Raw genomic sequence first — 15,743 nt, 5'->3', positions numbered from 1 at the left:
GACACGATCATTGAGATTCTCCTGTGGCTCAGTGGCTGGGTGGTGCGGTCTGTGCCGGCAGGAGCGGAAACGCAAGAGCGCCCCGGTCCTGTCGGACCGGGGCGCTCTGGGAAGTCAGCGGCTCAAGCGAGCATCACGATGACCCATGGCGACCGGACCGGCCGGTGCCATAGGTAAAGAGGAAGCTCAGCTGCTTGCGCATGAAGAGAATTATTACCTTCCGTCCCCCTCCGGGCCAAGCGGGTTCGGATGGTGAGACGAAGACCGGTGTGGGTCCCCCGTTAGAATCGACAAAACAGCCACCTCTTCCGCCGGAAGGCCGTCCCGTGCCAGAAGCACCCTCCGCCGCCCACGACAGCGCCCCGGACACGGTTCTCGTCGTCGACTTCGGCGCCCAGTACGCCCAGCTCATCGCCCGCCGAGTCCGCGAGGCACGGGTCTACAGCGAGATCGTCCCCAGCACGATGCCGGTGGCCGAGATGCTGGCCAAGGACCCCAAGGCGATCATCCTCTCCGGCGGTCCCTCCTCCGTGTACGAGGAAGGCGCCCCGCGCCTGGACGACGCCCGCACCCTCTTCGAGGCCGGCGTACCCGTCTTCGGCATGTGCTACGGCTTCCAGCTGATGGCGACCACCCTCGGCGGCCAGGTCGACAACACCGGCGCCCGCGAGTACGGCCGCACCCCGCTCGCCGTCTCCAAGGCCGGCTCCACCCTCTTCGAGGGCACCCCCGAGCACCAGTCGGTGTGGATGTCCCACGGCGACGCCTGCTCGGCCGCCCCCGAGGGCTTCGCCGTCACCGCGTCGACGAACGTCGTCCCGGTCGCGGCCTTCGAGAACGACGCGAAGAAGCTGTACGGCGTGCAGTACCACCCCGAGGTCATGCACTCCACGCACGGCCAGCAGATCATGGAGCACTTCCTCTACCGCGGCGCCGGCCTGGCCCCCACCTGGACCACCGGCAACATCGTCGAGGAGCAGATCGCGGCCATCCGCGAGCAGGTCGGCGACAAGCGCGCCATCTGCGGCCTCTCCGGCGGCGTGGACTCCGCGGTCGCCGCGGCCCTCGTCCAGAAGGCCATCGGCTCGCAGCTGACCTGCGTCTACGTCGACCACGGCCTGATGCGCAAGGGCGAGACCGAGCAGGTCGAGAAGGACTTCGTGGCCGCCACCGGCGTGCAGCTGAAGGTCGTCGACGCCCAGGAGCGCTTCCTGAACGCGCTGGCCGGGGTCTCCGACCCGGAGACCAAGCGCAAGATCATCGGCCGTGAGTTCATCCGCGTCTTCGAGCAGGCCCAGGCCGAGATCATCGCCGAGGCCGAGGGCGGCCCGGACGTGGCCTTCCTGGTGCAGGGCACCCTGTACCCGGACGTCGTCGAGTCCGGCGGCGGCACCGGCACCGCCAACATCAAGTCCCACCACAACGTGGGCGGCCTCCCCGAGGACATCGAGTTCGAGCTGATCGAGCCGCTGCGCCAGCTGTTCAAGGACGAGGTCCGGATGGTCGGCCAGGAGCTCGGCCTGCCCGACGAGATCGTCCAGCGCCAGCCCTTCCCCGGCCCCGGCCTCGGCATCCGCATCGTCGGCGAGGTCACCAAGGAGCGCCTGGACCTGCTGCGCGAGGCCGACGCCATCGCGCGCCACGAGCTCACCGCGGCCGGCCTGGACCGGGAGATCTGGCAGTGCCCGGTCGTCCTGCTCGCGGACGTCCGCAGCGTCGGCGTCCAGGGCGACGGCCGCACCTACGGCCACCCGATCGTGCTGCGCCCCGTCTCCTCCGAGGACGCGATGACCGCGGACTGGACGCGCATGCCGTACGAGGTGCTCGCGCGGATCTCCACCCGCATCACCAACGAGGTGCCGGACGTGAACCGCGTGGTCCTGGACTGCACGAGCAAGCCCCCGGGCACCATCGAGTGGGAGTAGTCCCCACCGGTACACGACGAAGCCGCCGCTCCCCGCCCGGAGCGGCGGCTTCGCCGTTTCTCTGGCCACTTGACGGCCGCGCCGGTACCTTGCGCCGCGAACCGAAGGAGGGCCCATGCCGGATCAGCCCGTACCCGTCCCCGTGGAGCGGCTCGGCTTCGAGATGCCGCCCGCGCACGGCACCGTCGAAGCGGCGCGCGAGCACCTCAAGGCGCGGCTCGCCGAGGCGCTGCGGCTGCTGGGGCGGCTGGGCTACGGAGAAGGGGTGGGAGGCCAGGTCACCGCGCGGGATCCCGGGTTCGAGGACTGCTACTGGGTGAACCCCTTCGGGCGGGCCTTCGGCGGTCTGGGCCCCGGGGACCTGCTGCTGGTCGACGGGGACGGGCGGGTGGTCCGCGGGGAGCGCAGGGTCAACGAGCTCGCCTTCGCCGTGCACGCGGCGGTCCACCGGGCGCGCCCCGAGGTGGTGGCCGTGGTCCGCGCGCAGGGCCCGTACGGCCGCGCCCTCGCGTGCCTCGGCGAGCTGCTGGCCCCGATCACCCAGGAGGCCTGCGCCTTCTACGAGGACCACGCGCTCCTGGACGAGTTCACCGGGGGCGGGGAGGGGGACCCGGGGCGGATCGCCCGCGCGCTGGGCCCGTACAAGGCGCTGATCCTGCGCAACCGCGGGCTGCTGACGGTCGGGGACTCGGTGGACGCCGCGGTCTGGTGGTTCGTCGAGGCGGAGCGGGCGGCCCAGGTGCAGCTGATCGCGCGGGCGGCCGGGAAGCCGGTGCCCATCGACCACCGCAGCGCGGTCGCGACCCGCGAGCGGTTCGGGTCCGATCTGGCCGCCTGGGTGAGCTACCAACCGCTGCGCCAAAGCGGTGACACGCCGGTGGCGTCAACATCATGAACGGTTAATCACCTGCTCTGACATCGTGCGCAATCCGGAACACTGCCGCAGTGGTGCACAATTCGCTGGCATTGCACCGTAGTTCAGAGAGGCGGCACGCGCGTGGCTGTCCAAGAGATCTCCCGAAGTCCCCATACCGCCGCCTGTACCTGCGAGGACTGTGTGCGCGAAGGGCACCGCCGCGCCGTCGCCGCGTTCCTGGAGAAGCGCGACGAGTTCGCCTCCGGGCAGGGCGTGCCGGCCGCCGTGGCCCACTCGCTGGGGGCGTCCCGCCAGTGGGTCTCCGACGAACTGACCCTGTCGGCCCGCTCCGTCGCCGACCGGGGCCGGGAGGCCGGGAACTCCTGGCTGTACCTGTTCTCCCGGCGGGCCGTCCTCGCCGTGTGGATCGCCGCCGGCGTGCTGCTGCTCGTCCAGGTCGGCACCGCGCTCGGCACCGGCTGGTCCACGGCCCGCACCGCCGGGCTGCTGGCGGCCCTGGTGCTGGCCGGGCTGCTCACCGTCGCCGCCCGCGCCCAGTCGGTGCGCGGCGGGCTGCTGGCCCCGCTGGTCGGCGAGGACAACCGGCTGTCCACCTCGAAGGCCGTGCCGAGCGCCTGGGTGGTGCTGACGGCGTTCGCCGCGCTGCTGCCCGCGCTGCGGCTGGCGGCCTCGGCGCCCGGGCCGGAGCGGCAGCTGCTGTACGCGGGGTTCGCCCTGGACCGGGCGCTGCCGCTGCTGGCGGTGGTCGCCCTGACCTCGGTGGTGGCCGTGCTGGTGCGCCGGGTGGTCTCCGTACGGATCATGGGCCAGCGGCTGCAGAAGCTGCCGGCGGACCGGCCGCGCGGGGTGGACCTGCTCACGGACGACGCGGGGCGCGGGAGTTTCCCGGACGCCCAGTACGTGCTGGTCTCGACGGTGGTGCTGGCCTACGCGGCGGTGTCGCTGGCCCGCTTCCCGGAGCGGCTCCCGCAGCTGCCGTGGGCGCTGGCGCTGCTGGTGGCACTGTCGGCCGTTGTCTACCTGGCCGCCAAGTACGCCGAGGGCACCCGCCCGCTGGTGCTGTCGGTGGTGCGCAGACGGGAGCCCGGGGATCTGGACGCGGCCGTCCGCCCCGGGGACGACATCGAGATCCGGGGAGTGGGCTTCGTGCCGCCCGGGGCGCAGACGCCGGAGATGCTGGCGCGGCTGGTGGTGCGGATCGGGGCGGTGCACGTGCACGTGCCGCTCGTCCCGGTGGCGGGCGGGTTCACCAACCCCTCGGACACCGTGCTGACGGTGCCGGTCCCGGCGGAAGTGGAACCGGGCCGCATCGAGATCCAGGTGGTGACCGCCGCAGGAGTGGAATCCAACCGCTGCAGCATCGACGTGGCCGAGTGACGGGGGTACACATGACGCGTGACCCGAACCGACGTTTCTGATGCCCCCCGGCTGAGCGACTCCCCGATCAAGGAGCAGGCGGTCCGCTATGCGCTGCTGCCGCTGAGGATCTTCCTCGGCGTGACCTTCTTGTACGCGGGCCTCGACAAGCTGACCGACTCCGCTTTCCTCTCCGCCGGCGGCGAAGGCTCCATCGGCGACCTGATGCGCGGGGTGCGCGACACCTCCGCGGTCCCGGCCCTGGTGGACCTGGCGCTCAAGGCCCCGGTCGGCTTCGCCGTGTGCCTGGCGATCGGTGAGATCCTGGTCGGCCTGGCCGTGCTGGCCGGTCTGCTGACCCGAGTAGCGGCCGTCGGCGGAGCGCTGATCTCGCTCAGCCTGTGGCTCACCGTGTCGTGGGCGGTGACCCCGTACTACTACGGCAACGACCTGATCTACCTGGTGGCCTGGACCCCGCTGATCCTCGCCGGGGCCTCCTACCCGTCCCTGGACTCGCTGATCCGGTCGCGCCGGTCCCGCCGGACGGCGTAGGTGGTCATCCCGGCGAGCGCGGCGAGCGAGAGCCCGCCCATCGTGATCGGGATGACGAGGAACCAGGGCACGTCCGCCGCGCCGGTGCTGTCGAGCAGGTAGAGCACGCCCGCCGTCAGCAGGGCCAGGCCCGCGATCAGCCGTCCCGGCTGGAACTCATGACGCCGCACGGGCCACCTCCACCTGTCCCACACCCGCGCTGAGGTGCAGCTCGATCGTTCCGCCGGCCTCGGTGCCGGCGGCCGGCGACAGCGTCGCCCGCTGGTTTTGCCCGCCGAGGTGCTCGATCCGGTCCGACCGGTCCCCGGGCAGCTGTACGTCGCCCAGCCGGCGGATGGTGAGGTCGGCCTCGGCGGTGACCTCCCGGGGCAGGATCACCTTGAGCCGGCCCGCGTCGATGGAGGCGCGGACGGGGACGGTGGTCCCCTTCGGCACGTCGAGGCCGCTCAGGTCCAGGGTGGCGAGCCCGGTGCCCGCCTCGTAGACGGGCCGTACGTCGGCCACCGCGGCCGGACGCCAGGCGACCTCCCGCCAGTCGGTGCCGATCTCGCGGGGCATGACGGCCGCCCCGGCGAGCAGGCCCGCCGTGAGCAGGGACAGCAGGATCGTGCCGAATCCGGTGCGCCCCAGCAGGGAGCTGACCACGAGGCCCAGTCCGAAGACGGCCAGCGTGGCGGCCAGACCGGTCTGCAGGGCCGTGCCCATCGGGTGGCCCTGCCAGGTCGCGCCGGTCGCGCCGATCCCGGCGAGCAGGGCCAGGACGAAGACCCGGCCGCCGATGCCGCCGCGCGGGCGGGCCGGGGCGGCGGGCCTGCGCACGGCCGGGGCCGGAGCCGGTACCGCCTCGGCGTCGTCGAGGGGCCCGTCGTCCGGGCCCCACAGGTAGCCCGTGGCGCCGACCGGGCCGGTGGTGCCGTCCTTGACCAGCGGGTCCCGCCACCAGGACGGGCCGCCGGGGGCCGGCGGAGCCTTCGTCTCCGGCGGGGCGGGGGAGTGCGCGGCCGGGGTCTGCGCCTCGGGCGAGTGGGTGTGCCGCCGCCGCTGCGACCAGTACGAGGCCCCGCCCAGCGCCAGGATGACCAGGACCGAGAAGACCGCGAGGCCGCCGTTGTCCAGCATCGACAGGAACAGCGCGCAGCCCACCAGGGCGGCGAACACCGCCGCGAGGGTGGCGCCCTCGACACGGCCGGTCAGCATCTTCTTCGCCTCGCTGTCGTCCTCCCCCTCCACGGGGAGCAGCAGCCACGCGAAGCCGTAGAAGATCAAGCCGACGCCGCCGGTGACCGCGAGGACGCCGAGGACGATCCGGAAGACCACCGGGTCCAGATCGAAGTACCGGCCCAGGCCCCCGCACACGCCCGCGAGGAGCTTGTCGCGCTTGCTGCGGCGCAGGGGAGGGCGGGCGTCCGGCGGGGACGGGGCCCCCGGGTCCGCCGGCGGGGCGTCGTGTACTTCGGTCATGGGTCCATGGTGACGGGCCGCCGGGGCCCGCGGCACCGGGCCCGACCCTGGCGCAACCCTGATATCCCCCCGACAGAACTGGGGGGATGCCCTGATGCCCGGCTGCTCCCGCCCGTGTGACCATCAGTGGCATGCCGTCGTCCGCAGCCGCCCCCCGCACCCCTCTCGCGCCGGATCCCGAAGAAGCGCCGCAGCGCAAGCTCTACCGCAGCGCCGACGGCCGGATGCTCGGCGGTGTCGCGCGCGGTCTCGCCGGGCACCTCGGGCTGCCCGTGGTCTGGGTCCGGCTCGCCTTCCTCATGCTGTTCATGTGGGGGGACGGCCTCGGCATCCTGCTCTACGCCGCGTTCTGGGTCTTCGTACCGCTGGGCGTCGGCGGCCGCACCGGGCACCGCTCCTTCTTCGAGTCCCTCGCCGACGGCAGCCGCCGCCTGCGCAAACCCGACCGGGGGCAGATCACCGCGCTGATCGCGTTGTTCATCGGCGCCGGGATCTTCATCGCCAAGGTCCAGGTCGGCGGCGCCTCGGGCCGGTACGTGTGGCCCACGCTGCTGGTCGGGGCCGGTGTGGTCCTCGTATGGCGGCAGGCCGACAACGCGCGCCGCGCCCACTGGAACGAGGCCGTCGGACGGCACGGGCGCCTCCTCCAGGTCGGCCGGGCCCTCGCGGGCGTCGCCCTCGTCTGCGTCGGCCTCACCGTCTTCATCGTCGTACGGGGCTCCGCCGCCCAGCTCGGCAACGTCCTGACCGCCACCCTCGCCGTCCTCGTCGGCGTCGCACTGCTCGCCGGACCCTGGCTGATCCGCATGACCCAGGACCTCTCCGAGGAGCGCCTGATGCGCATCCGCGCCCAGGAGCGCGCCGAGGTCGCCGCCCACGTGCACGACTCCGTGCTGCACACCCTCACCCTGATCCAGCGCAACGCGGAGGACGTCGGAGAGGTGCGCCGGCTCGCGCGGGCGCAGGAGCGGGAGCTGCGGAACTGGCTGTACAGGCCCGAGGGCACCGGCAAGGACGAGGCCGAGGAGCCGGCCACCCTCGCGGAGGCCGTCAAGAAGACCGCCGCCGAGGTGGAGGACCACCACGGCGTCCCCATCGAGGTCGTTCTCGTCGGCGACTGCCCGCTCGACGAGCGGCTGGCGGCCCAGGTCCAGGCCGCGCGCGAGGCGATGGTCAACGCCGCCAAGTACGGTGGCGACGGCGGCCCCGTGCAGGTGTACGCGGAGGTGGAAGGGCAGACGGTGTTCGTGTCCGTACGGGACCGGGGACCGGGCTTCGACATCGACGCGGCACCGGACGACCGCATGGGCGTACGGGAATCGATCATCGGCCGGATGCAGCGCAACGGCGGGACCGCGATGCTGCGGCCCGCGCCCGACGGCGGCACGGTAGTCGAACTGGAGATGGAGAGGGCGGCGAACGCGGCATGACCGAGGACAACGCTGTAACGGAGACCAGGAGGGTCCGGGTGGTCCTCGTCGATGACCACCGGATGTTCAGGACGGGCGTACAGGCCGAGATCGGCGACACGGAACGGACCGGCGTCGAGGTCGTGGGCGAGGCCGCCGACGTGGACCAGGCCGTCACCGTCATCACCGCCACCCGGCCCGAGGTGGTCCTGCTCGACGTGCACCTGCCCGGCGGCGGCGGGGTCGAGGTGCTGCGCCGCTGCGCCCCGCTGATGGCGGCGGCCGAGAACCCCGTACGGTTCCTGGCCCTGTCGGTGTCGGACGCGGCCGAGGACGTCATCGGCGTCATCCGGGGCGGCGCGCGCGGCTACGTCACCAAGACCATCACCGGCACCGACCTGGTGAACTCGGTGTTCCGGGTGCAGGACGGGGACGCGGTGTTCTCGCCGCGGCTGGCGGGCTTCGTGCTCGACGCCTTCGCCTCAACGGACGCGCCGCCGGTCGACGAGGACCTCGACCGCCTCACGCAGCGCGAGCGCGAGGTGTTGCGGCTGATCGCGCGCGGGTACGCGTACAAGGAGATCGCCAAGCAGCTCTTCATCTCGGTGAAGACGGTCGAGTCGCACGTCTCGGCGGTCCTCAGGAAGCTCCAGCTCTCCAACCGCCACGAGCTGACCCGCTGGGCCACGGCGCGCCGTCTGGTGTGACCGTCCGGCGTTCCGGCAGGCCGGGTGTGATCCACGACGCAGGGGGGAGGGGCAACCGGACGGCGTCGCGCCGCCCTCTTGGGTGACGTGATGAGCCTGACGGGGACCCCCCTCTTCGCGACGGTGGCCGCGCTGGCCGCGATCGCCGTCGTCCTGCCGCTTGCCGTGTGGGGCAAGGTGCGCGGCCCCGCCGCCGTGCGCGTCGCGACCCGCGGCCTCATGGTGGTCTTCGCGCAGGTCACCGCCATCGCGCTGGTGTTCGTGGCGGTCAACCGGGACATGAACTTCTACGCGTCCTGGGGTGACCTGTTCGGCACCGGCACCTACGTCACCGCCGCTCCCGACCTCGGCCCGGACGGGCTCGGCGGGAAGAAGGCCTCGGAGGTCAAGGCCGAGCCGAAGGTGAAGCAGGCGTTCCAGCCGGTCGAAGGGCTCGGCGGCCGGGTCCGCAAGACCGAGCTGGACGGAAAGATCTCCGGGGTCAAGGGCGACGTCATGGTGTGGCTGCCGCCGCAGTACGACGACCCGGCCTTCAAGGACAAGAAGTTCCCGGTGGTCGAGCTGATCCCGGGCATACCCGGAACGGGCAAGTCCTGGTTCCAGGGGCTCAAGGCGCACGAGGTGCTGGAGCCGCTGATGAAGAGCGGCAAGGTGAAGCCGTTCATCCTGGTCTCGCCGCGCGCCATGCTGCTGGGCAGCGCCGACACCGGCTGCGCCAACATCCCCGGCAAGGTCAACGCGGACAGCTGGTTCAGCGTCGACGTCCGCAAGATGGTCACCGACAACTTCCGGGTCTCGGACGAGGCCCGCACCTGGGGCGTCGCCGGGTACTCGGCCGGCGCGTACTGCGCCGCCAAGCTGGCGATCGCCCACCCCGACCGCTACAGCGCGGCCGTCTCCCTGTCCGGCTACAACGACCCCGGCCAGGAGCCCTCGTCGCTGATCGCGCAGGATCCGGAGCTGCGCCGCACCCACAACCTGAAGCACGTGCTGAAGGCCGCGCCCGTGCCGCCGGCGGTCTCGCTGTGGATGTCGGGAGCGGAGCAGGACGGCTACCTGTCCGGCATGGACCTCAAGGCGATCGCGCAGAGCCCGACCGTGGTGCACGCGGAGAAGGTGACCGGCGGCCACAACCTCGACTCGTGGTCGAAGCAGCTGCCGCAGACCTTCGACTGGCTGAGCAAGACGGTCAAGGCGCCGTAGGCGTTGCCTGTCTTACCTTCTTGGTGGGTTCGGACCGCTCATTCGTGATCGGCGGAGCCCAGGGGCTCTGGGTATGGCTCGTTCGCCGGCCCGCTCGCGGCGTGCCGCGTCGCCGTTACGGTTACGCCCGCTACGCCGGGCGGGCGGCGCCGGCCCAGGGCATCGAGTCCACCGGGGCCACCCGGACCGTCGAGCCCGGACGCGGGGCGTGGATCATCTGGCCGTTGCCGATGTAGAGCCCGACGTGGGTGATCCCGGAGTAGAAGAACACCAGGTCGCCGGGGGCCAGCTGATCGCGGGAGACGCGGCGGCCGGCGTTGATCTGGGTGTAGGTGGTGCGGGGGAGTGAGATCCCGGCCGCGCGCCAGGCCGCCTGGGTCAGGCCGGAGCAGTCGAAGGATCCCGGGCCCGTGGCGCCCCAGACGTACGGCTTCCCGATCGCCCCGTGCGCGAAGGCCACGGCGCGGGCCGCGCGTGAGCTGTCGGCGGGCGGCGGGGGAGCGGACTGCGGGGTGCCGGTGGGGGCGGCGGCTCCCGCTCCGGCTCCGGCTCCGGCTCCGGCTCCGGCCGAGCGGGCCTCGTACGCGGCACGCTCCTCGGCGGTGAGCCGGGCCAGCAGCCGCTTCGCGGTGTTGAGCTTGCCCTCGACCTCGGCCTTGCGCTCGGCCAGCTCGTCGCGCCGCGCGCGCAGGTCGGCGAGCCGTCCGGCGGCCTGCTCCCGCAGCTTCCCGACCTCGTCGAGCCGGCGGCGCACGGTGCTGATCCCGGCGGCGTTGCGGTCCCCCGCGCGGGTGATGAAGGAGGCGTGGGAGAGGTACTCCTGCGGATCGGCGGCGGTCGCGAGCGTGACCGCGGTGCCGAGGCTCCCCCCGCTGCGGTACTGGGTGGCGGCCAGCGAGCCGAGCGCGCCGCGGGCGGTGTTGAGCTGGTCGGTCTTGCGGGCGGTCTCGTCGCGCAGGCCCGTCAGCGCGCGCTCGGCCTCCTCGGCCTTCTCCTTCGCCCCGTTGTACCGCTCGGTCGCGGCCTCGGCCTCCTCGTAGAGCCGGTCCACCTCGGACACGACCTGTGAGGGAGTCATGCGGGGGTCGGCCTGGGAGGTGCCTTCGAAGGCGGTCGCGGTGGCAGCGCCCGCGAGGGCGAGGGTGGTGGCGGCGGTCCGTACGGGGCCGCCTGCGAGCGGGCGCTGCCTGGGCTTTCGATGACTGGCCACGAGGGCCTCACGTCCTTCCTCTCTCGGTGCTTGGAGGAGGACGCTAGAGCGGAGATAACGGGCCGATGACGGGATGATCGTAAGTGGTCTGATGCGACCGCAGATGGCCGACCGGGACCGATGCGGATCAGTGCCAGAGGACGGCGATGAAGATATTGATCACGGTCAGTCCGCCGACCGCGCCGAACAGGGCTTTCTCCACCCGCTCCTCGTCGCGCTTGACGTAGACGAGGGCGAGGGCCACGAAGAGGATCGCGAGCTTCACGCCGATCTTGATGTGGTTGAGGGCGGAGCCGTCCATCTCGCGGAAGCCGACGAGGAGCACGCCGGTGACCAGCATGGTGAGCGCGCCGTGCAGCATGGCGGGCACGAAGCGCGCGGTGCCCGCGCTCATCGCCTTCATCTGGGTCAGGAAGCCGCCGAGGAGCGAGGCGATACCGATGATGTGGAGGCCGACGAAGGCGTTGATGAGGACAGTCATGGCGTCGAGCGTACGGGGCGGCCACCCGCGGATTCCGGGCAGGTGTGCCGGGCCGGGGGGACGTCCCCCCGCAGGCCTGCGCAGGGCTCCGGGCAGGCCCCGCGAAGACCTCGCGCAGGCCCCGCGAAGACCTCGCGCAGGCCCCGCGAAGACCTCGCGCAGGGCCCGCGCGGGCCTCGCGCAGGCTTTGACCGGTCGACCGCCGTGCGCCCGGGCGCCGGTCTGGGCCGATTTTCCGGGGGCGGAACCGGCTGTCGGTCCCGCCCCCTAGACTCGGAATGCGATGAGCAGCCTCTTTGACGACAGTTTCCTGGCGGACCTCACCCCCTCCGACGAGGTCCCCCCGCCGCCCGAGGATCACGCCGCCCCGGAGCCGGGCGCGGACGATCTCTTCGGCGGCCGGTTCGACGTGCCCATGTTCCGGGACGCGTACTACCGGGACGGCGCCCCGCGGCCCGTCATCGACCCGGCGACGCTCCTCGACGGGCTGAACGAGCAGCAGCGCGCGGCCGTGGTCCACGCGGGCTCGCCGCTGCTCATCGTGGCCGGCGCCGGCTCCGGCAAGACCCGGGTGCTGACCCACCGCATCGGACACCTGCTGTCCGCGCGGAACGTCCACCCCGGCCAGATCCTGGCGATCACCTTCACCAACAAGGCCGCCGGCGAGATGAAGGAGCGCGTCGAGGCCCTGGTCGGCCCGCGCGCCAACGCCATGTGGGTCTCCACCTTCCACAGCGCGTGCGTCCGCATCCTGCGCCGCGAGTCCAAGAGGCTCGGTTTCACCTCCTCGTTCTCGATCTACGACGCGGCCGACTCGAAGCGCCTGATGGCGCTCGTCTGCCGCGACCTGGACCTGGACCCGAAGAAGTTCCCGCCCAAGGCCTTCAACGCCAAGATCTCGAACCTCAAGAACGAGCTGATCGACGAGGAAGCCTTCGCCGACCAGGCAGCTGGGGGCACCTCCCGGACGGAGTCTGGGGGAGGATTCGAGAAGACCCTCGCCCAGGCGTACGCCATGTACCAGGGGCGGCTGCGCGAGGCCAACGCGCTCGACTTCGACGACATCATCATGACCACGGTGCACCTGCTCCAGGCGTTCCCGGACGTCGCCGAGCACTACCGGCGCCGCTTCCGGCACGTCCTGGTCGACGAGTACCAGGACACCAACCACGCCCAGTACACGCTCGTGCGCGAGCTGGTCGGCACCGGCTACCCGGACCTGCCGCCGGCCGAGCTGTGCGTGGTGGGTGACGCCGACCAGTCGATCTACGCCTTCCGCGGCGCGACCATCCGCAACATCCTCCAGTTCGAGGAGGACTACAAGGACGCGACGACGATCCTGCTGGAGCAGAACTACCGCTCCACCCAGACGATCCTGTCCGCCGCCAACGCGGTCATCGAGCGCAACGAGAACCGCCGCGCCAAGAACCTGTGGACCGAGGCCGGCACCGGCGCCGTCATCACCGGCTACGTCGCGGACACCGAGCACGACGAGGCGCAGTTCGTCGCCGACGAGATCGACCGGCTGACGGACGCGGGCACCGCCAAGGCGGGCGACGTCGCGATCTTCTACCGGACCAACGCCCAGTCGCGTGTGTTCGAGGAGATCTTCATCCGCGTCGGACTGCCCTACAAGGTCGTCGGCGGTGTCCGCTTCTACGAGCGCAAGGAGGTCCGCGACGTCCTCGCGTACCTGCGCGTCCTCGCCAACCCCGAGGACAACGTCCCGCTGCGCCGGATCCTGAACACGCCCAAGCGCGGCATCGGCGAGCGCGCCGAGGCGATGATCGATGCCCTCGCGATGCGCGAGAAGATCACCTTCCCGCAGGCGCTGCGGCGTGTGGACGAGGCCTTCGGCATGGCCGCGCGCTCGACGAACGCGGTGAAGCGGTTCAACGTGCTGATGGAGGAGCTCCGCACGATCGTCGACTCGGGCGCCGGCCCGGCGGTGGTCCTGGAAGCGGTGCTGGAACGCACCGGCTACCTCGCCGAGCTCCAGGCGTCGACCGATCCGCAGGACGAGACGCGCATCGAGAACCTTCAGGAACTCGCGGCCGTGGCGCTGGAGTTCGAGCAGGCCCGGGAGGCGGCTGCCGCCGAGGCGGCCGAGACCGGCGCCCCGGCTCCCGGCTCCGGCACCCTGGCCGAGTTCCTCGAGCAGGTCGCGCTCGTCGCCGACTCCGACCAGATCCCGGACGAGGACACCGAGGGCACGGGCGTCATCACGCTGATGACCCTGCACACGGCCAAGGGCTTGGAGTTCCCGGTGGTCTTCCTGACCGGCATGGAGGACGGGGTCTTCCCGCACATGCGGGCGCTGGGCCAGACCAAGGAGCTCGAGGAGGAGCGCCGCCTCGCGTACGTCGGCATCACGCGGGCGCGCGAGCGGCTGTACCTGACCCGCTCCTCGATGCGCAGCGCCTGGGGTACGCCCTCGTACAACCCGCCGTCGCGGTTCCTGGAGGAGATCCCGGACGAGTACCTCCAGTGGAAGCGCACGGGCGCGGCCCAGAAGCCGGCCGGTCCGATGCGGAGCTCCGGCTCCGGCTACGGGTCGTCGGGCTACGGGTCGTCGGGCTCGGGCTCGGGCGGCGGAAGGGCCTCGTTCGGCACCTCGCCGGAGGCGTTCCTGTCCTCGTCGCGTACGAAGTCGGGCCCGTCCGGGTTCGCGACGCGCCGGGCCGCCGACAAGCCGGTGATCGCCCTGGCGGTCGGGGACCGGGTCACGCACGACCAGTTCGGGCTCGGCACCGTCATGGAGGTCAAGGGCGCGGGCGCCGATGCGCAGGCCACCATCGACTTCGGGGACGACAAGCCGAAGCGCCTGCTGCTGCGCTACGCGCCGGTCCAGAAGCTGTAGCTGCTACCGGGGATCCAGGCCGTGGCTGCGCAGCCACGCCAGCGGGTCGATCGCGGAACCGCCGCCGGGCCGTACCTCGAAGTGGAGGTGCGGGCCGGTGGAGTTGCCCGAGTTGCCGGAGTACGCGATGACGTCGCCGGCCTTGACCTTGCCGGACCGGATCTTGGTGCTGCTGAGGTGGCAGTACCAGGTCTCGGTGCCGTCGGGCGCGGTCACTATCGCCATGTTGCCGTAGGCGCTGTTCCACTGGGTGCGCACGGTGCCGTCGGTGGCGGCCATGACCGGGGTGCCGTAGCCGACCGGGAAGTCGATACCGGTGTGCACGGACATCCACATGCCGCCGGCCTGCCCGAAGCTGGCGCTGAGGCCGTGCTGCTGCACGGGGATCGCGAACTTGGGGCGGGCGGCCTCCTTCGCCGCCTCCTCCTCCGCCTTCTTCTTCTTTTCCTCGTCCTGGCGCTGGCGCAGGTCGATGCGCTCCTGCGTACGGCTCGCGCGGTCCGCGAAGTCGCCCGCGTCCGCGCTGAGCGCGGCCAGTTGGGTGTCGAGCTTGGTGTTCGCGGCGACCGGCTTCACCGAGGCCGGGTCGGGCGCGGCCATCGTGGTGGTGTCCTCGGCGGGCTTCTCCGTGCCGGTGAGTCCGCCGACGGAGGCGGCGGCGACACCCGCGACGCCCATCACGCAGGCGGAGGGCACGGCCACGGTCAGCAGGGCGGAACGCTTCGCCGGGGTGCGGCGACGGCTGTTGCCCGCCTTGGAGCTGCTCTTCGCATTGCCCTTGGCGTTGCCCTTGGGGGCGGTCCGTCGGGTGGAGCGCGGAGCGGGGGTCACGGGCATCGCCTGGGTGGGGAGGTCGTGCACGCCGGGCGTGTCGCCGTCGACGAGCTCTTCGAACTCCTCGAACGCCTCGGCCTCTTCGCGCTCTTCGAAGACGGCGGTCTCGACGTACGCGTCAGGCTCCGCGGCAGGGGCCTCGTAGGCGTAGGCCTCGTACGCGTACTCCTGCTGCGGCTGCTGCAGCTGCTCCTCGGCCACGGGCTGGTATCCGTACGCGTAGTCGTACGTGTAGTCGGCCTCGGGCTGCTGCAGCGGGGTTTCGGTGACGTCGGGGGCCACGGGGGCCGCGGGGGCCGCGGTGTTCCAGGCGGTGGCGTCGTACGCGCCGGTCTCGCTGCCCATGAGGGGCTCGTAGCCCGGCACCGCCCAGTGCCCGGTCTGCTCGGCGGCCGTGTCGTAGCCGAAGGCGGGCTGCTGGTACTGCCCGTAACCGGAGTAGTCCGCTTCCGGGGTGTTCCAGCCGTTGGACTGGGCCGGGATCGTGGAGAGGTGGGCCTCCTGCGAGGTCCACGCGGTGGTGTCGTACGCGCCGGTCTCATAGGGGCCGTATGCCGCGTAGTTGACCCCCTGGCCCTGCGTTTCATAGGAAACGTAGGTCGAGTCACCAGCGAAAGTGGTGGTGGCAAGGCCGTCATACCCGGGATCCGGATACTGGCCCGGCGAGGGGCGGTCGTTCACCAACTTCTCTTTCGCCTCGGCAGTGATGGCCTGGGTGGCCGGGGAATCAGAGGTTCCCCGGAGGAGAGCAGTGGCGTGACTGTACCCGGCGGTTACACACAACGACAATCTTCGACGGGTTTCCAGATTGCGGGAACCGGGCATTCGGCCGCCTTTCGGTCGCCGAAAGACGCACCCTTGGCCTTGA

The 15,743-nt window shown here is 71.8% G+C and carries 13 protein-coding genes; 8 read left to right on the top strand and 5 right to left on the bottom strand.

Translation table 11 applies throughout. From position 1 onward, the window contains the following. Positions 1 to 326 precede the first annotated feature (326 nt). From guaA to J7E94_RS19305, 4 genes are all read left to right on the top strand, one after another. Positions 327 to 1,925, top strand: coding sequence for a glutamine-hydrolyzing GMP synthase (gene guaA / locus J7E94_RS19320; RefSeq protein WP_215017030.1), 1,599 nt, complete (start codon positions 327 to 329; stop codon positions 1,923 to 1,925). Between the two features lie 115 nt (positions 1,926 to 2,040). After that, positions 2,041 to 2,820 (top strand): class II aldolase/adducin family protein, encoded by a 780-nt coding sequence (locus J7E94_RS19315; protein WP_215017028.1) that lies wholly within the window; start codon positions 2,041 to 2,043, stop codon positions 2,818 to 2,820. Between the two features lie 102 nt (positions 2,821 to 2,922). Continuing rightward, on the top strand, positions 2,923 to 4,179 hold the full coding sequence (locus J7E94_RS19310; protein ID WP_215017026.1) for a hypothetical protein: 1,257 nt from the start codon (positions 2,923 to 2,925) through the stop codon (positions 4,177 to 4,179). Positions 4,180 to 4,197: 18 nt separating this feature from the next. Next, positions 4,198 to 4,710 (top strand): DoxX family protein, encoded by a 513-nt coding sequence (locus J7E94_RS19305; RefSeq protein ID WP_215017024.1) that lies wholly within the window; start codon positions 4,198 to 4,200, stop codon positions 4,708 to 4,710. Here the strand turns inward: J7E94_RS19305 and J7E94_RS19300 are convergent. Together J7E94_RS19300 and J7E94_RS19295 are read right to left on the bottom strand one after the other, a co-directional pair. After that, positions 4,656 to 4,880: a hypothetical protein gene (locus J7E94_RS19300; protein ID WP_215017021.1), complete on the bottom strand. Its 225-nt coding sequence runs from the start codon at positions 4,878 to 4,880 to the stop codon at positions 4,656 to 4,658. The genes J7E94_RS19305 and J7E94_RS19300 overlap by 55 nt on opposite strands. Further along, positions 4,867 to 6,171 (bottom strand): PspC domain-containing protein, encoded by a 1,305-nt coding sequence (locus J7E94_RS19295; RefSeq protein ID WP_215017019.1) that lies wholly within the window; start codon positions 6,169 to 6,171, stop codon positions 4,867 to 4,869. The genes J7E94_RS19300 and J7E94_RS19295 overlap by 14 nt, the downstream gene beginning before the upstream one ends. 131 nt (positions 6,172 to 6,302) lie before the next feature. Here J7E94_RS19295 and J7E94_RS19290 point away from each other — a divergent pair, with 131 nt between their 5' ends. The 3 genes from J7E94_RS19290 to J7E94_RS19280 all read left to right on the top strand — a co-directional run bounded on the left by J7E94_RS19290 (position 6,303) and on the right by J7E94_RS19280 (position 9,490). Next, positions 6,303 to 7,601: an ATP-binding protein gene (locus tag J7E94_RS19290; RefSeq protein ID WP_215017017.1), complete on the top strand. Its 1,299-nt coding sequence runs from the start codon at positions 6,303 to 6,305 to the stop codon at positions 7,599 to 7,601. After that, a complete protein-coding gene (locus J7E94_RS19285) occupies positions 7,598 to 8,287 on the top strand; it encodes a response regulator transcription factor (RefSeq protein ID WP_215017015.1) in 690 nt (229 codons plus the stop codon). Before J7E94_RS19290 ends, J7E94_RS19285 begins: the two co-directional genes overlap by 4 nt. A 90-nt stretch (positions 8,288 to 8,377) precedes the next feature. After that, the gene (locus tag J7E94_RS19280) at positions 8,378 to 9,490 is read left to right on the top strand and encodes an esterase family protein (protein ID WP_215017013.1); all 1,113 of its coding nucleotides are present in this window, start codon (positions 8,378 to 8,380) and stop codon (positions 9,488 to 9,490) included. 130 nt (positions 9,491 to 9,620) lie between these two features. On the opposite strand, the gene J7E94_RS19275 is transcribed toward J7E94_RS19280, so the two are convergent. After that, on the bottom strand, positions 9,621 to 10,700 hold the full coding sequence (locus J7E94_RS19275; protein ID WP_215017011.1) for a C40 family peptidase: 1,080 nt from the start codon (positions 10,698 to 10,700) through the stop codon (positions 9,621 to 9,623). A 127-nt stretch (positions 10,701 to 10,827) separates the two neighbouring features. Continuing rightward, positions 10,828 to 11,181: a hypothetical protein gene (locus J7E94_RS19270; RefSeq protein ID WP_215017009.1), complete on the bottom strand. Its 354-nt coding sequence runs from the start codon at positions 11,179 to 11,181 to the stop codon at positions 10,828 to 10,830. Positions 11,182 to 11,464: 283 nt separating this feature from the next. Here J7E94_RS19270 and pcrA point away from each other — a divergent pair, with 283 nt between their 5' ends. Next, positions 11,465 to 14,041 (top strand): DNA helicase PcrA, encoded by a 2,577-nt coding sequence (gene pcrA, locus J7E94_RS19265; RefSeq protein ID WP_215017007.1) that lies wholly within the window; start codon positions 11,465 to 11,467, stop codon positions 14,039 to 14,041. Between the two features lie 3 nt (positions 14,042 to 14,044). Here the strand turns inward: pcrA and J7E94_RS19260 are convergent, their stop codons facing one another. Then, entirely contained in the window at positions 14,045 to 15,700 is a 1,656-nt protein-coding gene (locus J7E94_RS19260) for a M23 family metallopeptidase (RefSeq protein WP_215017005.1), read from the bottom strand. Positions 15,701 to 15,743 lie beyond the last annotated feature (43 nt).

Source organism: Streptomyces sp. ISL-94, assembly GCF_018614075.1.
GTDB lineage: Bacteria > Actinomycetota > Actinomycetes > Streptomycetales > Streptomycetaceae > Streptomyces.
Note: the sequence above shows the minus strand (reverse complement) of the source record. Positions and strands in the feature narration are given on the sequence as shown.